The 25,808-nt window shown below is 38.3% G+C and carries 21 protein-coding genes; 8 read left to right on the top strand and 13 right to left on the bottom strand.

Annotated features, from left to right (window positions below):
• Nucleotides 1-36: 36 nt before the first annotated feature.
• From F3D68_RS04380 to F3D68_RS04355, 6 genes are all read right to left on the bottom strand, one after another.
• Complete coding sequence (locus F3D68_RS04380) at nucleotides 37-1,311, bottom strand: MFS transporter (protein ID WP_151193247.1); 1,275 nt, start codon at nucleotides 1,309-1,311, stop codon at nucleotides 37-39.
• Nucleotides 1,312-1,329: 18 nt separating this feature from the next.
• The gene (locus F3D68_RS04375) at nucleotides 1,330-2,718 is read right to left on the bottom strand and encodes a COG3014 family protein (protein WP_151193246.1); all 1,389 of its coding nucleotides are present in this window, start codon (nucleotides 2,716-2,718) and stop codon (nucleotides 1,330-1,332) included.
• A gap of 18 nt (nucleotides 2,719-2,736) precedes the next feature.
• A complete protein-coding gene (locus F3D68_RS04370; protein ID WP_151193245.1) occupies nucleotides 2,737-3,945 on the bottom strand; it encodes a CsgG/HfaB family protein in 1,209 nt (402 codons plus the stop codon).
• A 13-nt stretch (nucleotides 3,946-3,958) separates the two neighbouring features.
• On the bottom strand, nucleotides 3,959-5,425 hold the full coding sequence (locus F3D68_RS04365; RefSeq protein ID WP_151193244.1) for a DUF6844 domain-containing protein: 1,467 nt from the start codon (nucleotides 5,423-5,425) through the stop codon (nucleotides 3,959-3,961).
• 251 nt (nucleotides 5,426-5,676) lie between these two features.
• Nucleotides 5,677-6,264, bottom strand: coding sequence for a penicillin-binding protein activator LpoB (gene lpoB / locus F3D68_RS04360; RefSeq protein ID WP_318010180.1), 588 nt, complete (start codon nucleotides 6,262-6,264; stop codon nucleotides 5,677-5,679).
• Between the two features lie 165 nt (nucleotides 6,265-6,429).
• Nucleotides 6,430-7,173 (bottom strand): DUF2147 domain-containing protein, encoded by a 744-nt coding sequence (locus tag F3D68_RS04355; RefSeq protein WP_151193242.1) that lies wholly within the window; start codon nucleotides 7,171-7,173, stop codon nucleotides 6,430-6,432.
• A 241-nt stretch (nucleotides 7,174-7,414) separates the two neighbouring features.
• Here F3D68_RS04355 and leuS point away from each other — a divergent pair, with 241 nt between their 5' ends.
• Entirely contained in the window at nucleotides 7,415-9,844 is a 2,430-nt protein-coding gene (gene leuS, locus F3D68_RS04350) for a leucine--tRNA ligase (protein WP_151193241.1), read from the top strand.
• 6 nt (nucleotides 9,845-9,850) lie between these two features.
• Nucleotides 9,851-10,450, top strand: coding sequence for an LPS assembly lipoprotein LptE (gene lptE / locus F3D68_RS04345; protein ID WP_151193240.1), 600 nt, complete (start codon nucleotides 9,851-9,853; stop codon nucleotides 10,448-10,450).
• A 190-nt stretch (nucleotides 10,451-10,640) separates the two neighbouring features.
• Here lptE and F3D68_RS04340 read toward each other — a convergent pair whose 3' ends face one another.
• A complete protein-coding gene (locus F3D68_RS04340) occupies nucleotides 10,641-11,783 on the bottom strand; it encodes a YdiY family protein (RefSeq protein WP_151193239.1) in 1,143 nt (380 codons plus the stop codon).
• A 50-nt stretch (nucleotides 11,784-11,833) separates the two neighbouring features.
• Complete coding sequence (lptM, locus tag F3D68_RS04335) at nucleotides 11,834-12,217, bottom strand: LPS translocon maturation chaperone LptM (protein ID WP_151193238.1); 384 nt, start codon at nucleotides 12,215-12,217, stop codon at nucleotides 11,834-11,836.
• A 136-nt stretch (nucleotides 12,218-12,353) separates the two neighbouring features.
• On the opposite strand from lptM, the gene F3D68_RS04330 reads away from it, so the two are divergent.
• Complete coding sequence (locus F3D68_RS04330; RefSeq protein ID WP_151193237.1) at nucleotides 12,354-13,646, top strand: hypothetical protein; 1,293 nt, start codon at nucleotides 12,354-12,356, stop codon at nucleotides 13,644-13,646.
• A 4-nt stretch (nucleotides 13,647-13,650) separates the two neighbouring features.
• On the top strand, nucleotides 13,651-15,705 hold the full coding sequence (gene recG, locus F3D68_RS04325; RefSeq protein ID WP_151193236.1) for an ATP-dependent DNA helicase RecG: 2,055 nt from the start codon (nucleotides 13,651-13,653) through the stop codon (nucleotides 15,703-15,705).
• On the opposite strand, the gene uvrC is transcribed toward recG, so the two are convergent.
• Both uvrC and uvrY read right to left on the bottom strand, forming a co-directional pair.
• Entirely contained in the window at nucleotides 15,706-17,547 is a 1,842-nt protein-coding gene (gene uvrC, locus F3D68_RS04320; RefSeq protein WP_151193235.1) for an excinuclease ABC subunit UvrC, read from the bottom strand.
• Nucleotides 17,548-17,580: 33 nt separating this feature from the next.
• Nucleotides 17,581-18,231, bottom strand: a complete 651-nt coding sequence (uvrY, locus tag F3D68_RS04315; RefSeq protein WP_117002000.1) for a UvrY/SirA/GacA family response regulator transcription factor — start codon at nucleotides 18,229-18,231, stop codon at nucleotides 17,581-17,583.
• Nucleotides 18,232-18,477: 246 nt separating this feature from the next.
• Between uvrY and F3D68_RS04310 the strand changes: the two genes are divergently transcribed.
• On the top strand, nucleotides 18,478-19,620 hold the full coding sequence (locus F3D68_RS04310; protein ID WP_151193234.1) for a ribonuclease D: 1,143 nt from the start codon (nucleotides 18,478-18,480) through the stop codon (nucleotides 19,618-19,620).
• 57 nt (nucleotides 19,621-19,677) lie between these two features.
• Nucleotides 19,678-20,019 (top strand): DUF2845 domain-containing protein, encoded by a 342-nt coding sequence (locus tag F3D68_RS04305; RefSeq protein ID WP_151193233.1) that lies wholly within the window; start codon nucleotides 19,678-19,680, stop codon nucleotides 20,017-20,019.
• A gap of 5 nt (nucleotides 20,020-20,024) precedes the next feature.
• Here the strand turns inward: F3D68_RS04305 and purC are convergent, their stop codons facing one another.
• Together purC and F3D68_RS04295 are read right to left on the bottom strand one after the other, a co-directional pair.
• Nucleotides 20,025-20,732: a phosphoribosylaminoimidazolesuccinocarboxamide synthase gene (gene purC, locus F3D68_RS04300; RefSeq protein ID WP_151193232.1), complete on the bottom strand. Its 708-nt coding sequence runs from the start codon at nucleotides 20,730-20,732 to the stop codon at nucleotides 20,025-20,027.
• A 27-nt stretch (nucleotides 20,733-20,759) separates the two neighbouring features.
• Nucleotides 20,760-21,818 carry a hypothetical protein gene (locus F3D68_RS04295; protein ID WP_151193231.1) on the bottom strand — a complete coding sequence of 353 codons (1,059 nt, stop codon included), beginning with the start codon at nucleotides 21,816-21,818 and terminating at the stop codon, nucleotides 20,760-20,762.
• A gap of 182 nt (nucleotides 21,819-22,000) precedes the next feature.
• On the opposite strand from F3D68_RS04295, the gene F3D68_RS04290 reads away from it, so the two are divergent.
• Both F3D68_RS04290 and F3D68_RS04285 read left to right on the top strand, forming a co-directional pair.
• Complete coding sequence (locus F3D68_RS04290) at nucleotides 22,001-23,116, top strand: hypothetical protein (protein ID WP_151193230.1); 1,116 nt, start codon at nucleotides 22,001-22,003, stop codon at nucleotides 23,114-23,116.
• A 105-nt stretch (nucleotides 23,117-23,221) separates the two neighbouring features.
• A complete protein-coding gene (locus F3D68_RS04285; RefSeq protein ID WP_151193229.1) occupies nucleotides 23,222-24,472 on the top strand; it encodes an MFS transporter in 1,251 nt (416 codons plus the stop codon).
• On the opposite strand, the gene F3D68_RS04280 is transcribed toward F3D68_RS04285, so the two are convergent.
• A complete protein-coding gene (locus F3D68_RS04280) occupies nucleotides 24,429-25,718 on the bottom strand; it encodes an MFS transporter (RefSeq protein WP_151193228.1) in 1,290 nt (429 codons plus the stop codon). The two genes, F3D68_RS04285 and F3D68_RS04280, sit on opposite strands and share 44 nt — an antisense overlap.
• Nucleotides 25,719-25,808 lie beyond the last annotated feature (90 nt).

Raw genomic sequence — 25,808 nt, 5'->3', positions numbered from 1 at the left:
TAGCGGAAAAGCTTGAAGTCTGTGACTAAAACACAATCACAAAGTAATATCTTTTGTTCTAACTTCTTTGAAAAAAAGCGCGATGATAAAGGATAGTAACATTAAAACAGGGATTAAAATCATCATATATTGATAGGCTTGATGAAGACCATGCGCGCCCTTAAAGAGCTGCAATAAGAAACCAGACAGTGGCTGCAATACCGCGCCACTTAATGGCAAAAATAGATTGATAAACGCAATACCAACACCTAATTGCTTATCATGAACATGCCCTTTAATCATCGAGAAATTAAGCACATGCGCACTTTGCATTGCACCAAATAAAAAGCATAGCAGATAGATAAGATATACATTTAAATCAACATAAATGAGTAAAAGTACAACCACAAAGCCAATAATCGGCGCCCATATTAAGAAAACTTTGTCCTTATTTATAACTGTCGCTAATGTGCCCCAGATTGGGCTTGAGATAGCAACCGAAATAAAAATCAAACTGCAAGCAAATGCCGCTTGCGCTTCAGTGATATGATGAACACTACTTAAGTAGCTAATCCCCCATAAATCAGCAAAGACAACGGTTGTACCATAGATGGTGAAAAAATATAGTCCATTTAACAAAAGTTGGCGATTTTTAACCATTTTACCCAGCGCTAAAATTTGCTGCCAAACTGTCTCTTGGTGAATCAAATGACGCTTTCTATCCATTGAAGGGTGTTTACGTATAAAAAGTGCACTCACCAAAAATAACACCAAACTGATTATCGCGACCACAAAAAACACTTGTGAAATGGTGTAGTGATCCAAAAACAGCACCAAAGGCAATGCTGATAACGCACCGCCGGCATAGCAACTAAACTGTGTAAAGCCTACAAACATTGAAAACAATCGATCTGGCAACCATAGTGACAATGATTTTAACGCACACAAAATGCCAAATCCTCCAGCAAAGCCTGCGATGACACGTGCTAAGATCATCACAATGGGATTATGACTTAATGAGAACATAAACATCGCCACGGTAAACAAAAACGTACTACAAACCATGATGCGCTTAACACCAAAGCGATCTACCAATAGTCCTGCTGGAATCTGTGAGATAACGTATGATAAGTAAAATGCCGAACCTAAAATAGCAATCGTTGATGAGTCAAAACCATAGTCATTACGTAATGACAAAGCCAAGGCATTGGTCGATGAGCGCACAAAATATTCAAAGCCATAAAAAAGTGCACAAATACTCCAAATAAAAAGCCCGAGTGCAGTTAGTTTTTTGACGGTATTGTTTACGGTATCAGAATGATTAGAATGCACGTTATCTCCTACTAAGTTTTAAATAATAAAATGATATACTTTCGTGAAATCACCCATATTTACAATCCATAGTAATGTTGTTTTATTCGACTTAATGTCAACCGGTGTCTCTTTTAATGCAATATCTAGCGTATATTTTCCTGGCGTATATTGCTGCTCAAATAGTTGAATATTATTAGGCAATAGCAACCAGCTGCGCTCATCGGCTTGTGCAGTCATAAAGCTATAAATGGAACCTGCTAACAAGCCCCAACCACCAGCTTGGTTACTCGCTTCATAAGTTGCTAGTGATTTTACGACCAAACGAATCACTTCACGGGTAATAATCGCAGGATACTCTTCAGTTAATGACTTCATTGCCATTTGCGTGGTATTCACCAACAATGAAGTCTGCCCTTTATCGATGATTTTTTTATCTTGTGTGATATATAAATCTTTTGCAGGTAACAAAGTATACTTTGAAGGATAGTAAGCTACCGCAACCTCCTGCAAACCAAGCTTCCCTAAAAAAAGTGGCAGTTTAAATGCCTCTCTTGGAGTGACAAAACCTTGCTCATAAAGCACAACCAAACGCCCTTTACCAGATTCATAAGCATCACCGCCATTAAAACCGCGCTCAATCTCTTTATAAGTCCTCAAGACATAAGGATTATCAGGCAAAAGCCTTTTGGCATCTTTGATCGAGACAAAGGCATTATTGTAATTATCATCAAATGCTTGATATAAAATACTTGCCAGATAATAACCAAAGCCATTTTCATAGGCATTGCTGGCATCTTTGACCGCACTAAACATCTGATTGATTTCACTCGATTTGTTAAGCCCTAGCTTATTTTGATCGACCCCAGCTTTGCTCGTATCTTTTTGATATTTACTTTGCAAGTCTCCTGCCATTAATTTTTGCTGATACGTCCAATATTGCGCATTACTTAATTGACGAATAGCCACAAGCGCACCACTTAGGTCATTTTCAGATAAGTAATTCAATGCCTGGTACGGATATAAAAATGTCATTGCATAATCAGGGGTTGAAAATGGTAGCTCACGATCATTGGTGAGCACCGCACCCATATTCTCTAGCATTTTAGATACTTGAACTTTCGCTGCCATTTTACTCGTTGCCACGGTTTGAATGACTGCTTGATAATCTTTCTTAGACTCGGCGAGATTACCATTTAGTTGCGCTAAACGCGCCTGCTCTAATAAATATAAGTTATCAGTTGTCGGCTTATCACCAAATTCATCAATAAATGCCTTTTGTGCTTCGGGGATATTACCACTTGCCGCATCTGCCTTTACTTGCTTCATTTTATTGGGATAGGACGCTGAAAAAGTCGCGCACCCTGATAACATTAACGTGCTAACACAGAATAGACTTAACCCGCTATTTTTAATTATTTTTGCCATTCTCTTTAACCCAAATCACTACTTTATAGGATAAACCTGTAAACCTCTAACAACCGTATCAGCTTGACCTGAAAGCACTTTTGCTATTGCATATTTTGGCGTCACACTCGTCACTTCAAGCTCAGCAAGCTTTTTACCTTGTATTGGAATATGCTCCCCTGTACTTGGATCGATTACCGTATCAGCTTTAGCGTGGACTTCAAATTTTTGACCCACCTGCACGCGATCCCCCCCTTGATTAAGATATACATCATCACCCTGAACGGTTAATATCGTCAATGGGTAAATTAACCCAATCACTTCATTAGCAATTTGTTGCCCTGCTTTATCGAACAAAGACTGTGCGATGGCATTTACTGCTGTGTTTTCTGAATTCATCTCTTTTGCAACATCTGATGATGGCAAGTAAACTTTAACACTATCTGACCATTTAATTGCCATCGTTGCCGTTTCAATGACGCGATAGTTAATGACCAAACCAACATGCCATGTTTTGAAATCCTCACCATAAAACTCTTTTTTAGTTTGATAAAAATCAAAGCTTGCAATGTCACCAACCACCATAAAATCAGCACCAATCAACTGCTTAATACGCGCTTTTTCAGCTGGCTTGGCATGCCCTGATTCCAGCACTGCCATTTCATCCTTATATGCGCCAAAATCTTCAGCACTGCGACTGACCACATTAAACTTGCGTGACTGGACAAACTGGTTTTGCAACGCCTCTTGAATCATTGGTTTTACTTGCTCTAAACCAATTAAGCCATTAATTGATCCAGGCATGAAATGAAAAGGTGTCAAAGCAATCGAGTAAAGCTTGAGCTTCTCACGCTCATCAACACTTTGATATTCGCTCATTTTAACAACAACTGTTAGCTGCCATACACCATCAACCTCTTTGCTATCAATCACATCATAACCATTGATTAAGCCTTTGGTTGCGGTTTTGATGCTCGATTCATAGCTTTTTGATAGCTTAACATCTGCCTTTAAATCACCATAATCACTGCTTTTAGCATCAATATTCGCATCAAAGGTTTTATTAATCGACTGCTCAATTGACGACACATCGACACCATTAACTTGTGATACTGCTTGCACTAAGGCGCTTTTTAAAGCCTTGTCATAAGTCTTACCCACGCCTGTGACATTTTTTGACACTTCCGTCACCTGCGCAAAAAGCACAGCAGGCAGCAATGAAAGTGCTAATATCGTTTTTTTAATCATTATCAATTCTCACTTAAAACTGATGTAAATAAGGATTGTCTTCACTCTCGCTCACAATCGCTTTACTGTTTTGCTTATTTTGTTTATTTGCCACGTTTGTCTTATCAGCATGGTCTTTTTGCTGTGCTTGATTATATGCATTTCCATTAAAATCTTTAACACTCTGCGCTAAATGCATACTTGTTGGCGACCACGCAAGCACAACACCATAAACAGCATCATTATTGCCTTTTTGTGTATAACGCCATGTTTTTGCCACTTGCACACCGGATAATGACGTGCTTGCCGTGTTTGTAATTTCACTATCAAGCATATTAATTAGGTTATTTGTTGATTTAATGTTTTCTTTACCCGTAGTGAGATTTCTAAACACATACTCAGCACTTTCTCTACCTAGTTTCATCAACTGGCTGGTCGTCATTGAGGAGTTTAAGAAATTAGCATAGTTTGCTTCAGCAACTGCACGTGCCTGCGCCACTGCGATATCCAAAGAGTTAGCTGAACCACGACGTTGATAAGCAAATTGCGCATAGGATAAGATAACCGGTTCACCGCGCTCATCAAAGACAATACGAATGCCAAAATCATTTTTCAGCACATTGGCTGATTTATTGACAACCTCATTGATACTCAGACCTTTTTGATAATGTATTGTTGATGCTTTACCTGATTTAATATCTGTTACCAAAGTCCTTATTTTCTCAGAATATAACGCAATAACTGCAACATATTGCTGATTATCTTTAGTCACGACAAATGTCTTTAGCGGCAACAAACCTGCGACTTCCAAATAAGCATTTTTATACGCTTCAATCAACATCTTCTGAAATGCCACTTGTTTTTTAAGCATCGGATCTTGAGCAATTTTCTCAGCGTCAACACCTTGTTTTGCTAACTCTTTATCTAAATCATTACTCTTTATCGCAACATACTTATGATACAAGGAGCTCATCGTACTCCAAAAACCATCACCACCTCCGGGTAATTGATCATTGTCAATGTCATATTTATTTGAGCTATCATCTTGATGGTTCTCAAATACTATTTTGGTTAAGTTCTTACTAACCACACTGTTTACTAATTCAGCCTGCGCTTTTAACATCGCCTCTTGAAATGCAAGCTGTAAAGTCGTTGCATTCATCGTGTTATTATCATTATCACTTTTAGCCACTTTAGCGTAAGCAGAATATACTCGCGTATCTTCGTTATTAAAATTCAACCCATTACTAGCGATATAAGCGCCCACCTTATCCATAATAACTTCTTGAGCAGTACGATCATCTTGATCTTCCACCTCTGAAATAGGTGTATCTTTAGCGGCTACTTGATTTATTGTGCTTTCAATAGGCGTTGTTTCCACCTTCTGCTGTGTTTTTGCGTCAGGTGTACGTGCATCGGTAGTTGCTTGATTTTGCTGTGTGGCATATACATGAACACCTGCCATCATAAACAAAGTGGCAGCAATTGCTTTTAGTTTCATAAAAGTCCTTATTTACTATAGAAAGTAAAATTAACTGAAGTTACGGACTTTTTCTATTTCAACACCCCGCTTCGCAAGCTTAAGCACCCCTCTTGCAAAGAGGGGAATACAGAATCAACCTTTGCCTAATTCCCCTCTTTGCAAGAGGGGTGGCAGCCGGAGGCTGACGGGGTGTTTATAAAATTATAGTTTTTTCTAAAGTGCGTAAAGCCAGCAATTAATATTTACATAGAGACCTATGTGTTGGTAGGTTACCAGCCAAAAGAGCTGCGCTTTTGTACTTTGCGGATTTGTTTTTGATCTTGCCAAACAATAATACCTGTTTTTAGATCGATCATTTTTAACGTAATCAAATAGAATAATGACTGCTGATCACTATTCATCGATTGCATATCGGCAATGCTGCCATAAATCATATATTGCGCACCGATTTGTTGACCCATTTTTGTCGCTGTTGCTTGATCGACCATACCAGATTCCGATTGATAATCCATCTGCTCTTTCATTTGCTTGACTTGCGACATATCGGTGAACTGGAATTTACCACTATTGATAATCTCAGTTGACACGGTATTCGCAAGCATGCCTGTATTAATATGCTCTGCGGTTTCATTCTTAATCGTACTGAAGAATACAACTGGTTGCTTACCACCCGCTGTAATGCGTGCAATCGCTGGAGATGCGAGCATGCCACCAACCATTTTCTGCGTTGTCGTTTGCAAATCTGTTGAGTTGAAATTAATCGATGTCGTATCAACACCCTGTGGATCTACATAGCTAACATTACTTGAACTAGCACAGCCTGCGAGTAAACCAACAGATAGCAATGCTGGTAGCATATAAATTGATTTGGTTTTTAACTTTTTTGTCATATTCATTGTATTTACTCCATAATCCTTAGAATCCAAAATTCAAACGAGATTCTATTGAAAAAAGGTCTCACTTTCAAATTTTATTTATTCTGCACACAGCTAATTTTTATTTTTTGATCACAAACTTTACAATTAAGCGCCAAAGTTACACAAACCATTGGCTTTTAAAGTAATCTTTGAACATTGCTGCCATAATTTCTCATTGGTAATCTTTCCTGTTTTGTCAGCATAAGCATAATGCCCATCTTTAGTTAAGCCACAGACTTTAGCGCATTGCAATGCTTCCTGCTGATCAATACGATACCAATATTGCGTGCGTCCAAATAATGAGAAACCAACATAACCTCGCACATAAAGCTTTTTGCCATTTTCTTGTGTTTGAATCTTGCAACTATAGACTTTGCCATTGGATGGATCCAAAATTGATCCGCTTTTATATAACGCTCCATCTGATCCATCTTTGTTACCATCTTTGCTGAAATTCCACATTATTTTCAAGCCTTGCACTTGATTGTTTGGATAACTTGAATAGTCAAATTTATAACCGTTTTCATCGCCCTTACCGCAGTTTTTACACGAAACATCAGGTACTTGTTCTTTGTCACCCACAATATTAACAAAAGGCACAATAATCTTACCTTCAAGCTTACCATCTTTACCTTTGTAAACTTGTAAAATTGACTGTGCTTGTTTATCACCATCGGTATACTGTAACCAATAACCAACGGGTGAGTACAGGTTTTGCGCTTTATGCATTTTAGCAATTGTTTGATCATTATACGACTTCACTGAAGCTTGATCAGTAGCTGCTTGTGATAGTCCGATACTGGTAGCTACAGACATTGAAGCTAATAATGTTATATATTTTCCTTTCATCTTGTTTCCTTAGCTTTTTATTAATTTTTTATTTTAAAAGAGCGTTCTGACGTGCTCATAACTACGTATTGTTTCATCTGCTGTTATTAATATTTTGCGCCCTAAAAGTTAAAGCATTAATGACTACAACGCAAGATAAACACTATTGACACTAGTCGTTTCTTAAAAATTTCGCTAACATACTGGCAATTTAACAGAGACTTGTTAACGCGTCTTAAAACTTAAAACATCGGATAACACCATGCAACAGACCTACGACTTCACCCAATTAGAAAAGCAAATCCAAGCCTTCTGGCAAGACAATCAATCTTTTAAAGCCGTTAAAGATACTAACAAAGAAAAGTTTTATAGCTTGTCGATGTTGCCCTATCCAAGTGGTACACTGCATATGGGGCACGTGCGTAATTATACCCTTGGTGATGTCGTTAGCCGCTATCAACGCATGCTTGGTAAAAATGTATTGCAACCTATGGGCTGGGATGCCTTTGGTTTACCGGCTGAAAATGCTGCTATCAAACATCAAAAAGCACCCGCTGATTGGACATATAGTAATATTGCTTATATGAAAAAGCAGTTACAATCTTTAGGTTTTGGTTATGACTGGGATCGCGAGGTTGCAACATGTGATGATAGTTATTACAAGTGGGAGCAATGGTTTTTTATTGAGCTTTACAACAAAGGCTTAGTCTATCGCAAAAATTCAGTAGTTAACTGGGATCCCGTTGATCAAACCGTGCTTGCCAATGAACAAGTTGTTGATGGTCGTGGTTGGCGCTCAGGTGCACTTGTTGAGAAAAAAGAAATCCCTCAATGGTTTGTTAAAATCACGGACTATGCCGATGAGCTTTTACAAGATCTAGATAAACTAAAAGGTTGGCCTGATGCCGTTAAAATCATGCAGACTAATTGGATTGGAAAATCTGAAGGCACAACGGTAACATTTGATGTCAATGGCACTAAACTGGATGTTTTCACCACGCGCCCTGATACCTTAATGGGTGTGACTTATCTGGCAATTGCTGCTGAGCATCCGCTAGCGTTACAAGCTTCGGAAGATAGTGCTGAAATTGCTAAGTTTATTAAACAATGCCAACAAACCTCGACTATGGAAGCTGATCTTGCCACACAAGAAAAGCTTGGTATTAAAACACCTTTTTATGCAACACATCCTATCACTGGTGACAAAGTTGAAATTTGGATTGCTAACTTTGTCTTAATGAGCTATGGCACAGGGGCGGTTATGTCGGTACCTGCGCACGATGAACGTGATTGGGAATTTGCACATAAATACAACATCCCATTAAAGCAAGTCATTGAAACCACTGAAGGTAACACTGACCTTAGCAAAGGCGCGATTACCGAAAAAGGCACTTTGATTAATTCAGGACAATTTGATGGTCTTGATTTTGATACTGCTTTTAGCAAAATTGCCGAGTATTTAATTACCAATAACAAAGGCGAGATCACCACCAACTTCAGAATTCGCGATTGGGGTGTTTCGCGCCAACGCTACTGGGGCTGCCCTATTCCAATGATTCATTGTGAAAATTGTGGCATATCCCCTGAAAAAGAAGAAAACCTACCTGTTAAACTACCTCAGGATGTCACATTAACAGGTGCTACCTCGCCACTTAAAATAATGCCTGAGTTTTACGAAACAGCCTGCCCACAATGTGGCAGTAAAGCCACGCGTGAAACAGATACCTTTGACACATTTATGGAGTCTTCATGGTATTATGCACGCTACACCTGCCCAACCGCTGATAAAATGCTAGATGATGAAGCCAACTACTGGCTACCTATCGATCAGTATATTGGCGGTATTGAGCATGCAATTATGCATCTGTTATATGCGCGCTTTTTCCATAAATTGATGCGTGATGCGGGCCTTGTCACCAGTAGCGAGCCATTTACCAACCTATTAACACAAGGCATGGTGCTAAAAGATGGTGCTAAAATGTCAAAGTCAAAAGGCAACACGGTTGACCCGCAAGCTTTGATTGAACAGTACGGTGCTGATACCGTGCGTTTATTTAGTATGTTCGCTGCTCCTCCTGAGCAATCACTTGAGTGGTCTGATTCAGGTGTAGAAGGAGCACATCGATTTTTAAAGAAAATATGGAGCTATATTCATAGCAATCATGACAAGATTGATCCACAAAACACATTGAGCCTTGATAACTTAAGTAATGATGATAAAAAAGTACGTTTTGAAATCTATAGTGTATTAAAACAGGCGCTTTTTGATTTTGATAAGATGCAGTTTAATACGGTTGTTTCAGCATGCATGAAGATCTTTAATAGCCTACAAAATGCCGAAAACAGCGCTGTTATCACTGAAGGCGTAAGTATTTTGCTGCGTTTATTAGCGCCATTTACCCCACACATTGTACAATCCTTATGGTCAGAGCTTCACTTTGGTGATGATATTTTAAATGCAGGCTTCCCGCAAATTGATGATCAAGCACTTATTAGTGACAACTTCACTCTAGTGGTACAAGTCAATGGTAAATTACGTGCCAAAATTGATGTCTCCAGCGAACTTAATGCCAAAGAGATTGAAGCCATGGTTATTGCCGATGAAGTGGTCAGCAAATTTCTTGAAGGGAAAACAATTAAAAAGGCGATTTACGTGCCGAAAAAATTAATGAATCTAGTGATTGGAGCGTAATGGATCATGCATTATTTACGCTTTAAAAACATTAATCTTAAATTATTACTTGTCGCATTGTTTGCTACTTTAATTTATGGCTGCGGCTTTCACTTACGCGGTTGGAATGAAGGCATGCCTAAGTTTATGCAAAAAGTATATATCAGCTACAATGGTAGTGAATTTGGCTTTATTAATGCCTTAAATTCTGTGATCACATCCACTGGTGCTGAAGTCGTCCCATCAGCCAAAAAGGCGAATATTGTTATTCACATTAAGTCTGCCGCACAAAGTAGTCGCTTAGTCGGCATCACGGGTGGCGCATCTTCCAATGACTACATCATGAGCTATGCCGTAAGTTATGATATTTTGAATAGCAAAAACCAAGTTATCCTAAAAGATCAAAGTAACTCTGCACAGCAAACGTATACAACGAATGCAACACAACAGCTAAGCAACAACTCACAACAGCAACAAATTTACAATAGCCTACAATCGCAAGTGGCAAGTAATATTATTGTGCAGATGCAGAGTATTACTCTGGAAAAATATAACGCTTCTTCTAATGACAAACCTGACACACAATCATCATCTAATAATCAAACAGTCGAAGTTGCTAAAATGTAAGCGTCTTCAAACCAATAGTGATTGCGCATTGACAAAATATTTACCCAAAAGGGCTCACCGTACCCTGAGCGTAAGTCGAAGGGTAATCACACTTCAATAAAGGCTTCGACTTACGCTCAGCCAGCGTTTACATAATCGAAGTGGGCGGGCACATGGTTTATAGCCAATGATTTGTGCAGTGGGCATATAATTAAAACGAATACGCAATCGTTGTTGATGTCACGGTATTAACGCGTTTCTTATTGGAACTTGCCCAACTGCTACCATTGATTTGGAAGCCTAATTGCAAAATAAGATTCTTGTAAATTTCTGTCGATAAGGTACTGTTCGTCTGATAAGTCGTTGCATCATCCGCTGTCCAGTTGACTAAAATGCTTTGTTTAAAGCTTGAGGTATCTGTAAAGTTCCACACATAATCAAGTCCACCTTGCGCACCGGGTGCATTGGAAAACTCGCCAGTATCCTTAACTTTCTGTTGCGTTAAACTCGGACCGATCGATGATGTAAGGCTCATCGTATCATTACTATACAACTGGCGCTGATAACCGATAGATTCTGACAAAATATAACTGTATGTATCAAGCTGATCATTTAAGTAGTTAATCCTGCCATAAATACCATTGTTCTTATCAAAATTCCATGAAGTCGTTCCTGTTGCTTGGAACTTATTGGTTTTAACGCCTTTGCCATCGGGCATATCATCGCGATTATACAAGTAACTCATCACCAATGTGTTTTTCCATGGGATAATCGGGTTATAACTAATATTGGCATTACCATTATAGTTAGTTGCTGCAGAGTTCCCTGTGACAATGCTACCACCCAACCCAAAGCTCGTACCTTTCCAAGGGTCTGCAATGGCTATGTTTGGCTTTTTCTGTGATACTGCATCATCATTAGCAATGCCTTCTGGCAGATTTAAACTACTAAGTGACGACGTAGATTGCGCCTGTGATGTTGCCGCAGTATCTGCACTTGATTTAGATGCTTGCACTGACTGAGCTACTGGTTTTTTCTGCTCTTGCAGTGAATCACTCCAAGGACTAAGAACTGCGGCACTGGCAACGGGTACTTTAGCATTTGCTGCTGCGCTATCTGTCGCTTGTGTAGCCGTAGTAGCTGTTTTTGTGTTTTGTGCTGTATCATTTTGCTTAATTTTAACGCTACCAGCATCGGCAATTGCCTGATAGTGTTTGGCTAAATCTTCATAGCTTTGCGCTAAGGCACGATATTTTTGTGCCATGGTTTGTGCGTCATCAGGACTCATTGCATAAACTGCTGTTACATTAAGTGTTCCTATCAATACAGCTAAAGCAGTTAGCCTCTTTGTCATTACTCACTCCAATTGTTTTGTTTTTATTTTTTTAGTTGTTTTTTTATCTTTTATTCACTTTGATTTTGCAGACTATTTGAACCCTGCGGATCTTGCTGATTTTCGGTGTTTTGTATATCCTGCTTAGCTTCTGCATCATCATGAGTCGTCTGCTCATTAGACGATGGTAATGTTGTATTGCTTTGGACACTTTGCTTATCTTTATCATCATTGTTTGTTGCATCAACTGATTTATTCGATGGCTTATCATTATTGCTAGTATCTGCCGACTGCGCTGCTGTAGCGCTTGTCTTTGTTGCATTAGAGGTTTCGGTGGACTTTGCGACAGTCGCAGTATCATCCTTTGGCAAATATAAAGGGCCCATTTGTCCACAACCAACTAATAAGGTTATAGGAATAAGTAATGTAAATAATTTTATAGATCTTTTTGTCATAATCCGCTTGGCGCTATGTAAATATTCGTTAAAATAATTCCCAACATAATAAAAAACATTATGCGCGAAGCCAAATAGAATTATGGTCTTTCTGCAATGAATTTGACATCTTTTACTTTTACGAAGGAATATGTGTGTGATTAAAAAACTTTTACTTAGTATTCTCGGCATTATTGCACTGTTGATTATTTTAATGTTTATCTGGTTGATATTTATTTTCAACCCTAATGATTATAAAGCTTGGATCAATAGCAAAATAAACAATGACAGCAACATCCACATTATGCTTAATGGAGTGTTGGATTTCTCGCTAAAATCAATGCAGCTTAATGCTAAAGAAGTCACTATTAACGCACAAAATGGCACCTTCACAAGCCATTGGCAAAATGCCACGATTAAAATCAATCCACTTGATTTTTTTATCCACCCGAGCAATCCTTTTGAGTCGTTAACGCTACAAAACGGTGACATTAGTGCCGCACATCAACAGTTTAAAGCGCCTCTTTTGAATATCGTCGAAAAACATCAACGCTATAGCGTGAGCACTGAGTTAACCAACGATGTCAAGCAGTTAAATATTCAATTAACGTTAACGCCACACCCTAACAGCACTGAAATTACGGATTTAAGCATACAAACAACGCTTAATAACTTGCCCGTTTGCCTTAAAGTGCCCAGTATTTACCTAAGCAATAACAGTGTGCTCAACAATATTGATAATATTCGCCTAAAAATCAATGATCAGCTACTTATAGGTAATATGAGTCAAATCATACTTAAACCTAAGCTTTCGTTTAAGGGACAATTCACAGCACCTCATCTTGCATTAGCACAAATAATTAATCTTAACGGCTTCAAAGTCGACTTAGATTCGTTTGCACTTGATTTTGCATTCTCACACAATGACTCAGCAGCTAAAGCTGACATTAGCATCAACGCTCAAAGTGCCAACCTTATCGGTATTGATCTTAATGCGATTGCTTCTTCAACACACAATCTATTAAGCGCGATTGATCAAGGCAATGGTATTGGTAGCGCCTTTCAAACATTGAAATCTCAGCTACTACCGCTTCTTACCAAAGACAAACTCATTGCTGATCCAAACAAAAGCACGCAATTAAAAAAACTTAGCATTCAAAGCAATGTTGATAATAATCAACTTAAGACAACTTCGATCAATTGGCAAGCCCCAGAATTTACGGTCACAGGCTATGGACAAGCGAACTTAAGCACGCACGAATTAAACTATCCACTTTCGATTCATATCAAAGGCACCCCAAGCTTAATTATTCCATATAACCTCAGCTATCAAAATAAGCAATTTACTGCTGAGATTAATCAAGCTCAACTGCAAAAAAACTTACAGCCCATTATTGAAAAGGCGCTTACAAATGCCTTAAATAATAAACTTGGTTCGTTCTTTAGGTAAATGCATGTCCGAAGATCTCTCAAGCTTAAAAGGCATTGGTAAATCGACATTAGCAAAGCTTAATAAAGCCAACATTCACACGCTATGGGATTTGTTACTTCATTTACCCAAAGACTATCAAGATCGACGCACCATTACACCGATTGGACACACTATCTCAGGGCAAAAGCAGCAAATATCTGGCGTTATTCGCCAAGTGAATATCAACAACTTTGGCAAAAAGCATCTTAATTGCTATTTCTCTGATGACAGTGGCATGTGTAAAATGCATTTATTTAAGTTTTATCCCAATCAAACTAAGCTACTGCAAAAGGGTAAAATCATTCGCTGCTTTGGGGAAATTAATCACACCCATCACGGTATTGAGGTCATTCACCCTGAGTGGCAAATCATCAATGATCAAAATGAAGCCTTAAGCGGTGAAATTACTGCGATTTACCCAACGATTGAAGGTATAAGCTCGACAGTTATCCATAAACTAATAAAGCAGATTAAATCATCAGTTTCTTTTAAAGAACTACTGCCTACTGAGATCTTGCAAGCTCATGGCTTTATGGATATTAATAGTGCTTTCATGGAGATTCATTTTCCACAAGACAGTGACTTTGAGCAGTCCATTAAGCGCGTCACGCACGCTCGTTATCGCTTAGCGATTGAAGAAATGCTGGCACATAACCTTAATGCGAAAAAAGTGCGCCTAACCAATCAATCAACACCGTTTGCAAAGATAAAAATCAAGCCTAAATTACTTGATAAGTTTATCAGTCAGTTGCCTTTTGCTCCAACCAAAGCCCAAGAGCGTGTTATTGCTGAGATTTTTGCTGATTTGACCAAACCCAAACCATGCTCACGCCTTGTGCAAGGTGATGTCGGTTCAGGTAAAACCGTTGTTGCCAGCGCTTGTTTGATTCAAGCTGCTGCTAATCACCTACAATCAGTGATGATGGCACCCACAGAGATTTTGGCAGAGCAACATTATCATAATCTAAGTAACTGGCTTAGTCCTTTTGATATTCCTGTTGTCTTTATCGCTCAAAAACTGACTGCAAAAGAGCGTAAAAGCGCACTTGAGATAATACAGACACAGCATAATTGCGTTATTGTTGGCACCCATGCGGTGTTTCAGCAAAGTATTGATTATCCTAAGCTTGGACTAGTGATTATTGATGAGCAACATCGTTTTGGCGTTGAACAACGTCTGGCATTAATCGATAAATCAAGAAGTAACAATTGGCAGCCCCATCAAATTGTGATGACAGCAACCCCTATTCCACGCACATTGGCAATGACCGTATATGGTGATCTTGATCTATCAATCATTGATGAGCTGCCACCTAATCGCAAACCAATCACCACCAGTGTGTTAAATCAAAATAAAAAGCAAACACTAATCAATAAACTTGAATCACACATCAATGCCAATGGTCAAGCCTATTGGGTGTGTCCACTCATTGAGTCATCCGAAGTATTAGTGACACTGCAAGATGCTGAATCACTCTTTGAAACCATCAAGGAAATGTTGCCAAGCGCACGCATTGGTCTTATTCACGGCAAAATGAAGACTCAAGAAAAAATACTCATCATGCAGCAGTTTAAAGCGCATGAGCTAGATATCTTAGTTGCGACCACTGTGATTGAAGTCGGTGTTGATGTGCCTAATGCCAATATTATGATTATCGATAATGCTGAGCGGCTTGGTTTGTCACAACTGCATCAATTGCGTGGTCGTGTTGGACGTGGACACAAGGAAAGTAACTGCATTTTGCTTTATCAGTCGCCCTTATCACTCACTGCCAGAAAGCGCTTAGAGCTTATGCGCCAAACCCAAGATGGTTTTATCATTGCTGAGGAAGATCTTAAACTGAGAGGTCCCGGAGATATTTTTGGTAAAAACCAAACCGGTGATATCCAGTTTAAAGTCGCAGATTTAAGTCAACATCAAAATCTATTTGATGAAGTTGCTACTATCGCGGATGCCCTCCTACAGAACCACCCTCAAACCATTGAGCCAATTATAGGACGCTGGCTAACGAAGGCCGATGAGTATATCAAAGCGTAATTAACGAAACGCATGCCATATATGATCAGCAAGCTTAGGGCTAATGCCTTTGACCTTTGCAATCTCATCAATTGAAGCGCGTGATAACTCTTGCCAACCACCAAAGTGCCTCAAAAGCGCTTGTCGGCGTTTACTACCGACCCCTTCAATTGACTCAAGTACGGATTCAGTTTGGCGTTTTGCCAGTTTTTTACGCTGCGCTTTGATGGCAAAGTCATGTGCTGCATCACGAATTTGTCTTAATAACAAAAAGGCTAAATCATGCTCTGGCAAATGATACACTTCATCATTAAAACCTTGAAAAATATCCTCTTTACCACTGATTCGCTCAATCCCCTTGCCAAGACTCAATAGTTTAATATTATGCTGCTGATTATATTGCATCAGTACATCTTCAGCTTTTTTGATCTGTCCCTTACCACCATCGATAATCATAACATCTGGCAGGTTATTTGCCTCTATTCCTGACTCAACGCGTCTTGTGACTGCTTGCGCAATGGCTGCATAATCATCCCCTGGCGTAACACCCTCAATATTATAACGTCGATATGCAGATTTTAATGCGCCACCTTGGTCAAAGACAACACATGAAGCCACTGTTGCTTCACCTTGGTGATGACTAATATCAAAGCATTCAATACGTTTAATCTCAGGGATATCAAGCCACTTTGCTAAAGCCTCAAACCGTTTGACAAAATGCTGCTTAGATTGCAAATTCATCTGTAATTTTTGGCGCGCATTGATTAAGGCGAGCTTCTGCCATTTGGCATTATCAGCAATTGCCTCTTTAATCCATTTAATCTGTCGCTCAGCCTTTTGTGCAATACTTATAAGCAGCGATTCTGACACCTTAACTTCCTTCGGCAAAATAACTTCTTCAGGCCAAATTGTTCGCAGTTCTGCCAAATAGTAATGTGATAAAAAAGCCTCTAAAATGTCGGTTAACGTACTGCCATTTTGACTAATAAACCAATGTTTATCATCGGCTACTTTACCTTGTTCGATACTGACCAATGTTATACAAACCTTATCGGCTTCCTGTAAAACACCCAACACATGCAAACGTTTATTATTCAATTTATCCAAAAATTGCTGTTGTTGTAGCTTGGTGAGTAGCGCCAATTGATCACGTAACTGTGCGGCAAGCTCAAATTTTTCCTCATTGGCAGCATCTTGCATTTTCTGTGAAATTTCTTCCAATACTGAAGTGAGCTTACCATTCATAAATTTTGCCAGAAGGTCAACTTGCATTTTATAGTCTTCAATACTGATTTTATTCACACAAGGACCACTGCAACGCTTAATCTGGTATTGCAAACAAGGGCGTGAGCGATGATTAAAATAACTATCCTCACATTGCCTAATGGGAAAAAGTTTTTGCAGTAAAATCAATGTTTCTTTCATTGATGATAATGAGACAAAGGGACCAAAAAACTGTCCTGCCTTGCGCGGCTTACCACGAAAACCAGACAACCTTGGAAACACATGATCGCTTAAATGCAAATAAGGATAACTTTTATCATCTTTGAATAGAATATTATATTTAGGTTTATGTTTCTTAATTAGCGCACTCTCTAACAAGAAGGCATCATAATCACTGGGTGTCACCGTGACATCAATAAACACGACTTGTTCAACTAACGTCTGTGTTTTGATGTCTTTAGCATCCTTTTTAAAGTAACTATTAACACGTTTATAGAGATTTTTGGCCTTACCAATATATAAAATCGTATGCGCTTTATCATACATACGATAAACACCTGGATGCGTTGTTAAATGCTTTAAAAAAGAATCTAGATCAAATGCCTGCTTGGCATTTTCAGAGCTGTCTGAGTGAAACATAGTTTTTTATAGAGAGAAGTAAATTAAAAAATATTATTCTTTGTTGCTCTCAAGATCAATTAGTTTATGTCTAATCGCCATATGCGTTAACTCAACATCACTATCAATACCTAATTTTTCAAATAAACGGTAGCGATAACTATTAACCGTCTTTGGACTTAAACATAGCTGATCTGCCACTTCATTGACCTTTTGACCGCTTGTGATCATGATTAACACCTGCATTTCCCGCTCTGATAATACATCAAATGGTGACTCATCATCATGCGTTAAGTGTTTTAAAGCAAGTTGCTGCGCAACCTCAGGTGACAAATAACGTCTTCCGGCATACACTGTTTTGATCGCTTGAATCATCTCATCAATGCTAACCCCTTTGGTCATATAACCAGAAGCACCTGCTTGTAATACGCGTGTTGGATAAGGTTCCTCACCATAAACAGTCACAACCAAAATTTTAATCTGCGGATAAGTCTTGGCAATGCGTTTTGTCGCTTCCAAACCACCCATACCAGGCATTTTAACATCCATTAAAATGACATCAGGTAACAGTTTAGAGGTTAGCGTAATCGCCTCCTCGCCACTGGCTGCTTCACCGACGATCTCAATATTATTGACATCACTTAACAGCTTCTTAATCCCTAGTCTTACCAAATCATGATCATCAACCAAAAGCACTCTTATCATTACCTTGCTCCCATGTTTTAGGTCACCTCTTAAGGAAATATGCCTATCTACTTTGTGCTTTAGCCTAAACCTTTTACGTCAAAAGCTCAAAGACCACACTGATCAATACGCATACTCACTTGTGAGATTTTGACCATAGTATAGCGTAAAACTTCCAATGTTGCTGTAGCAATTTGAGCTTATTTTACTTGTATTTCTAACTTTTGTTTGTAAGATAAAGCATTTGTAAGATGACAGTCACCCTCAATGATTACAAATAGCAATGATTTACAACGCATTATGCCGCTATTGATGGCAGAATCAATGATCGCACTAGATACTGAATTTTATTGGCGTAATACCTATTATCCTGAGTTATGCCTTATCCAAATCGCAACAACCGATCATATCTATCTGATTGATGCTTTATCAGCTGAAATTAACTTACAACTACTTAACCCACTCTTTACAAGTAAGCACACACTTAAAATCATGCATGCAGCCGAGAATGATATCAAAATCTTGAGACATTATTTAGATTGTGAGTTTAATAGTATATTCGATACGCAAATTGCTATGGCATTTCTAGGACATGATCATCAATTGTCACTTAGTAACACGCTAAATCATTTAGGGTTTGATGATTTAAATAAAGATGAGAAGATGTCTGACTGGCGTAAGCGTCCTTTATCTAGCTCGCAAATAGCCTATGCCACATCTGATGTTATCTCTTTAATTCAATGTCAAAAATTACTAACAGATAAGCTTAAACAAACACCATGGGCGAAGGCTTTTGAAGAAGAAATGCAATTTATCCAAAAGATGCATTTTAATAACACACAAGATGCTCCCTTAAAATTCAAGCATCATCTTGCACGCCTAAGTGTATCTGCTCGCACGCATTTAATCCAATTATCAATTTGGCGCGAAGCGTATGCACAAAGTAGGAATTGGGTAACGCGTTATGTACTTTCAGATCAAGAGCTCGTCAACCTAGCTAAGTTAAATCCTATAGATCTGCAAACTATTGCCGAAAAACATATTCTATCACATAAGAAAGTACAGCGTTTTGGCGCTGAGCTTATCCAGTTATTACATGTGGCAAATACTCAATATGATATGAGTTTGATTGAGCGCACACGAATTAAAATCAACAAAGAGCTCTTACGGTTGTGCTTTGAATACCTAGCTGAAATCGCTGAGAAACAGCAATTGCCAATGGCATTAGTTTCATCAAAGCAGGAGCTAAAGCACTTTCTCTATCAAAAGCTTATTAACCCTAAACACATGGGTAGCAATAAACTAAATAGTGGTTGGCGTTTGCAATTTTTTGGTCAGCTGATTACTGATTATGCATATCAGCAATGTTCAATATTGGGACTTCCTTACAATAAAATCTTGACGAATTAAAATGATATTCTACGCTTAAGAGTGCCTCGCATAATTTATCAACTAAGGAGAATACTTATGAAGAAATCGTCTTTTTTGTTACTTATTCCAACGAGCTTGCTCTTTATTGGCACTGACGCCTATGCTGCAACTGCGAGCAAAGCATCCACACCCACTCCAACCATTCAACTAAACTGTAATGGGAGCGTATTGAACTTAGGACAAACTCAAGCTGAAGTCACTAAAGCCTGTGGTGAGGCTAGTTATACCAGAAGCTCTAAGAAACATAACAGTACATCGCTATATTATAAAACACCTGAAGCAACTGCTTCCATCGAGAATAAAACCAAACTTAAATTTGTTAATGACAAGTTAGTTGAAATTTCTTATGAGCGTGAAAATAAAAAATTTGATGATTAATAGGCTTATAAAACCAAGCCAATACGTTTAGCAACCGTTTTATAGTGACCAATCACATCACCGAGATCTTGGCGAAAACGATCTTTATCAAACACTTCTTTTGTTTCTTTATCCCACAATCTACAGCCATCTGGACTAAACTCATCCCCTAATAGGATCTCATTTTTAAAACGTCCAAACTCTAGCTTATAGTCAACCAATAACAATCCAGCTTCATCAAAAACGCTCGATAAAATATCATTGACTTTGAAAGTGGCTTCGCGCATAAACTTAATTTCTGATGCGGTTGCCCAGTTAAAGCTTAAAATATGAGATGTATTAATCATTGGATCACCCAACGCATCATCCTTTAAAAAGAATTCAAACACCGGTTTATCAAATTTCATGCCTTTTTCAAGACCTAAGCGTTTACAAATCCCACCTGCTGCATAATTGCGTACCACACACTCAACAGGAATCATTTCAAGGCGTTTCATCAAACTTTCATTATCATTTAGCGTTTTGATAAAATGTGTTTTCACACCCTCTTGTTCAAGCTTTTGCATAATATAAGCATTAAAAAGATTATTAACACGTCCTTTATCTCTCAACGCCTCTTTTTTAACGCCATTAAACGCTGTGGCATCATCACGGTATTCAATAATAACATGATCGGCATCATCACTCTGATAAACGGACTTAGCTTTTCCTTGGTATATTAATTCTTTAACCATCTTCATTATCCTTTTATTACTTTCTAGTTATTTAAGTGGGATATGTGATGCAATCGCAGATAAAATCGGCTTTGCCTTATCCACTGGAATTAATACTTGTTTGGTATCAAACAATGAAACTCTTAATTGTTTTTGCTCTTCTCTAAAGAAGTTACGCCAATTACTCATATCACTAAATATCGAACCATTTTGTGTATATGGATACAAATACAATAAGTAACTTTGATCTTTGTTATCTTCAAATAGAATCGTCTGCTCCTTAGCATCATAGGCAACGTATTTATAGCCTGCTGCTTTTAATGCACTTTCCAAGGTCTTTCTTGCTAGCGCTTCATCACCAACAAAGACAATAGAGACAACTTTATCCTTGGTATAAAGCTGGAACTTTAAGCCATTCTCACTATTGATAAAACCAAACTGTGCATTGACTAAAGTTTCTTCAGTGACTCTTTGACCTTCTATTGATTTTTGGATTTGCTCAACGATGCTACTTGCTTCCTTAGTGACCGCAGGTTTTTCATCCATATTAAACAAGGATAACTCAGCGCGTCTAAATTCATTTTTAACCTGCGCGATAAATACATAGTAAGACTCGCCAGAAGCTTTGTCTTTAACCACAAAGCGATTATTATCTTTGTCTGCTTTTTCAAGTGCCACATTAGGCAGTTTATCTTTTAACGCCGACTCCACAATCATCCATGTCACCGCGTGTGGTTCATAAATAACTAATTTAGCTTGGTTATCTTTATCATAGTTTAATTTCGTCGTAACAACATAAAGCTGCTTTTGCTCAACCGCACTCACATCATAATTCGATGCGAAATTAGGTGGTAACATCGCATTTTGCGCCTGAGATAATTGATTCTTAGTAAAGCTTGTTTGCCCTTCAGGAATCACAAGTGCTGGGTGAATATTAGGATCCGTTGAAACTGATTTTGGTACTTCCAATGGCTTGTTTTGTTCAACGGGTTGACGTGCATAATCAAAATCACGGTTACGAAAGAAATTACTGGTTGATGCGCACCCTGCCAAGGTACTGATACTTAAAATTGCAAGTGTACATGCAGTGATTTTATTAAATTTCATGACTACTTTACTTGGAAAAAGGTAAATGCATTATACACAAGCAAAGCCTAAATACGCACAGGATTTTAGCGCAAAAGTCCTAGTTATTTAAAAAACTAATATCCCTATTAGGAATACTAATTTCCATAGCTGATCAAAAAACGGTAAATTTCTCCCCGCAACACAAACACACGGAGAAGAAAATGAAAAAATTAAGCTTAATAATTGCTAGCGGCTTTATGTTATCAACAACAGCTTTTGCAACAAAAAATGTCATATCTAATGATGTTGCGAAAGCAGTTACACACGTCAATGATGTCAGCTTTTCAGATCAAGAGGGCACTGAAAACATCCAACAACTTAAAAAATTAGTGCAAAATGCCAAAGCAAACAACTATATTGCTGCTGTTGTCAATACTGCCAATTTAGTTTCAATAACAGCACCACAATACAATGCTTTTAACACATCTCAAGATCTACTTAACATGTCAGATAATCTTGCTGGCTTTACCAACGCGTTAAAAGCAGTTGTTAATAATTATCCGATGCTTGACAAGATGGATCAGGCGCTAACACAAGCATACACTGAGCTACAGGCAGCTTGGGACCATCGTGTTACCTTCCTAAATGGTGAATCAGGAGAGCACAAAGCCTATGAGTTTAATTACTTATTAAATTACCTGACTGTTAACGGCGTTAATGTTTTGCAAAAAGGCAAAAGCATTGATGAAACCAAAGACTTTTATGTCAAGCTAAACACTCTAGCTTATAGCATTCCAACAGATGCTTTTAATAGCTATTATCAAGCTCGTGATATGGCAGTTGAAGCAGTTTATTCTATCAATAAAAACATGGTTGTTTCTGCTTTGCAGAACGTACAAAGTAACGCAAAAGTTCAAAAGCTATCTGAAGCAACTAACGATATTGATATTGCTATTAATGATTTCCTAAATTTAAGCTACAGCTTTAAGTTTTTGGGCAAGACCATTGAGATTAAATTAATTCCTGATCAAGTAAAAGATATGGTACACAATGCCCTGCAAAAATCTGGCTTTAATGACACTAAAAATGCGCTGAACTTTCTTTTAATCTCAACAGCCGAAGGTCAAAAAAATATTCCATTAGCATCAGATTACAATAACATTAAAGACACTCAGGACAATAACGTGTTTGCACGCTTAATGGTTACCTTATCAACGATGCTTGCACAAAACATTAATAACAATATGCAAGATCCCCAGTTCCATATCACCGACGAGCAAGCTTACTATGTAATCACCTATCAACTTGCCGAACTAGTTAATAAGAATCTCGTGTAAGCAACAACATTTAATGAAAACTTAAAACACTCTTCGACATTTGATCTGTTTTTCAGTATAAAAGGCACATTAAAAAAATGAAAAAAATGCGCTAGCGATAAACTTATGATCAGACAACGAAATATACTTGCCGCTTGGATTTGCTTTCTTGGCGGCTTTTTTGTGCTCTATCAATTCCTGCTGCAAGGCTCAACCAGTTTAATGGTGCCAACATTAATGCGTGATTTATGCATTAACCTCACTGAAATCGGCTTTTTATCTTCTGCTTTTTTTTACCCTTATATTCTTTTGCAAATTCCCTCTGGCTTTATCATTGATAAAATTGGACCTAAGAAAACCTTATTTATTGGCGCACTTATCTTAGGTCTAAGCACATTAGGTTTTGCTTTTTCTGAAGGCTTTGCCACTGCGAATATCTCGCGGATTATCATGGGTATTGCAAGCGCACCAGGCGTTGCATGTGCGATGTATCTTGCTGCACGCTGGTTTCCCAAGAGATTCACTATTGTCGCAGGTCTGATTGAAATGATGGGCATGCTAGGCGGTGCTGCTGGCGATTACTTTCTAGAACATGCGATAAATGGTTATGGTTGGCGAACCGCGATGATTATCTGCGCTGTTATTGGTTTAGTGCTTGCTGCCTTGATTTTAATTTTCGTCAAGGGAAATGCGCATGAATACTGTAAATCACAAAAACAAGACAACTGTCAAACACATACCTTAAAGCATTTTGTGGCATTATTGAAGAATAGTGACGTATGGCGTTATAGCTTATTTGGTGGTTTAATTTTTACCATTATCAGCGCCTTCGCCTCTCTTTGGAGTATTGGCTTTATCCAAGTGCTTTATCCTGAACAAAGCAGTCATGCATCACATGCTACGGCATTGATTTTTATTGGGGCAGCATTAGGAGCTGCATCCAGTGGTTGGCTTGCTAATAAAATTCGCTGTATTCATGTTATGCAACTATTTAGCGTGCTCGCACTGATTAGCTTTATCATCCTTTTATATATCGCAATTCCTTTTTATCTTGGCAATATTTTGCTTTTTCTACTTGGCTTTGGTTCTGGCGCCTATATTCTGCCCTTTGCCTCGATTGAGAAACTATCTCATCCTAATGCTCAAGGTATGGCAATGGGCTTTACCAACATGGTTATTATTGGACTAGGTGGTCCGATACTGCAACCTTTAATCGGTTGGATTTTAAGCTGGTATCAATCAGCTTATCAGTGTAACGCTAACACCTTAGGTGGATTTCAAACGGCACTATTGCCTATCTTAATTGGGCTAATTATTGCCGTTATCTTAAGCTTTATTCCTGCAAAGTCGGCAAACGTTTGCAATACGTCTCTTTAATTGTTAATAATCCAATAACAAACGCAATCGCAAAAAATAAAGTGCAACCAATGGTAAGTGCTACTTGGTAACCATGAACACTGATATTCTCGCCACCCTTAGAAAATTGATTTAACACAATACCGGTGACGTTCTGCGCAGCCCAAGCCCCTAATAGCACAAACATATTATTAAACCCCACAGCAGTTGCCGTTAATGAGGCGGGAACATTCTCGATCATAATGGCAAAAGATAAGGTTTGCGCACCTGCTGCGACACCAAGCAAAAACATTAAAATTGAAAATATCACATAGCTATCAATCGCTAGCCAATTAAGTAGTAAACTAATGATCACACCAAATACAGCACATGCTAATAACACTTGTTTACGCCTACCTAATCTATCTGATAGTAAGCCAACGAGTGGGCTACCTAGACCTAGCCCAAGCCAGACGAATGATACTGCACTTGCAGATATCGTTTGGCTAAAATAATGCTCCAAATAACCAACACCACTCATTGAACCAATTACTTCAACCGCCGGATAAACAAAAAAAGCAAAAATCGCGATTAACCACACCTGTTTAATTTTAATCAACATCACAAGTTTTTGTTTAACCGTTAATGCGCTCTTGTTATTTACTTCTGTCTTATCTACTTGACGTTTAGACTTATCTCTAACAAATAAAAAGAAAAAGAACGCCAAAACACATCCGGCAATAAATACGCCATGAAAGATTAGTCGCCAATCATTATCCGTTATAACAAGCATTAGCACAAAAGGGGCACCTGCTAAAATAGGTCCAATCATTCCAAGTATTTGCGTCATACCACCCATAACACCTAAGTGCTGATGCGGAAACCAATCAAGAATGATCTTAAACATCATCGCAAAAGCAAATGCAGATCCCAAGCCAATGGCAAAACGCCCAACCCAAGCTACAGCTACCGTTGTTGCAAAGCTAAATAATAAAGCGCCAAGTGCGGTAACAATAATGGCAAAAGTACCTACCTTGCGCACACCAAAGTGATCAATGAGTATTCCCACAGGCAATTGCATTAAAGAATATGCCAAAAAATACGCCGATGAAATACTGCTGACGGTTAATGCATCTAAATGAAGGTCGTGGGCAAAAACAGTATTCATCGAGCCAAATGAAGCACGACAAAAAAACTCATACAAAAAGAAAATGCCCGCTAACGAGAAAAAGAACCAGCCCTTAAAAAGCTTACGTGAGAAAAGATTGGGTTGAACTAATGACGACATGTGGTGATTTTTTAGATTTAAGGTGTCTTTAAATTACCACAGCTAACGATATAAAAAAATAAAATTAAATGAATTTAGGCTTCGACCAAT

The organism is Cysteiniphilum sp. JM-1 (genome assembly GCF_008711525.1).
In the GTDB taxonomy this organism is placed as follows: Bacteria; Pseudomonadota; Gammaproteobacteria; order Francisellales; family Francisellaceae; genus Caedibacter.
This window is presented reverse-complemented; position numbering and strand designations above follow the sequence as displayed.

Coding starts and splice junctions, on each gene's coding strand:
- F3D68_RS04375 (WP_151193246.1), bottom strand. CDS start 2,718: ATGGCAAAAATAATTAAAAATAGCGGGTTAAGTCTATTCTGTGTTAGC.
- F3D68_RS04370 (WP_151193245.1), bottom strand. CDS start 3,945: ATGATTAAAAAAACGATATTAGCACTTTCATTGCTGCCTGCTGTGCTT.
- F3D68_RS04365 (WP_151193244.1), bottom strand. CDS start 5,425: ATGAAACTAAAAGCAATTGCTGCCACTTTGTTTATGATGGCAGGTGTT.
- lpoB (WP_318010180.1), bottom strand. CDS start 6,264: ATGCTACCAGCATTGCTATCTGTTGGTTTACTCGCAGGCTGTGCTAGT.
- F3D68_RS04355 (WP_151193242.1), bottom strand. CDS start 7,173: ATGAAAGGAAAATATATAACATTATTAGCTTCAATGTCTGTAGCTACC.
- leuS (WP_151193241.1), top strand. CDS start 7,415: ATGCAACAGACCTACGACTTCACCCAATTAGAAAAGCAAATCCAAGCC.
- lptE (WP_151193240.1), top strand. CDS start 9,851: ATGCATTATTTACGCTTTAAAAACATTAATCTTAAATTATTACTTGTC.
- F3D68_RS04340 (WP_151193239.1), bottom strand. CDS start 11,783: ATGACAAAGAGGCTAACTGCTTTAGCTGTATTGATAGGAACACTTAAT.
- lptM (WP_151193238.1), bottom strand. CDS start 12,217: ATGACAAAAAGATCTATAAAATTATTTACATTACTTATTCCTATAACC.
- recG (WP_151193236.1), top strand. CDS start 13,651: ATGTCCGAAGATCTCTCAAGCTTAAAAGGCATTGGTAAATCGACATTA.
- uvrC (WP_151193235.1), bottom strand. CDS start 17,547: ATGTTTCACTCAGACAGCTCTGAAAATGCCAAGCAGGCATTTGATCTA.
- uvrY (WP_117002000.1), bottom strand. CDS start 18,231: ATGATAAGAGTGCTTTTGGTTGATGATCATGATTTGGTAAGACTAGGG.
- F3D68_RS04310 (WP_151193234.1), top strand. CDS start 18,478: ATGATTACAAATAGCAATGATTTACAACGCATTATGCCGCTATTGATG.
- F3D68_RS04305 (WP_151193233.1), top strand. CDS start 19,678: ATGAAGAAATCGTCTTTTTTGTTACTTATTCCAACGAGCTTGCTCTTT.
- purC (WP_151193232.1), bottom strand. CDS start 20,732: ATGGTTAAAGAATTAATATACCAAGGAAAAGCTAAGTCCGTTTATCAG.
- F3D68_RS04295 (WP_151193231.1), bottom strand. CDS start 21,818: ATGAAATTTAATAAAATCACTGCATGTACACTTGCAATTTTAAGTATC.
- F3D68_RS04290 (WP_151193230.1), top strand. CDS start 22,001: ATGAAAAAATTAAGCTTAATAATTGCTAGCGGCTTTATGTTATCAACA.
- F3D68_RS04285 (WP_151193229.1), top strand. CDS start 23,222: ATGATCAGACAACGAAATATACTTGCCGCTTGGATTTGCTTTCTTGGC.
- F3D68_RS04280 (WP_151193228.1), bottom strand. CDS start 25,718: ATGTCGTCATTAGTTCAACCCAATCTTTTCTCACGTAAGCTTTTTAAG.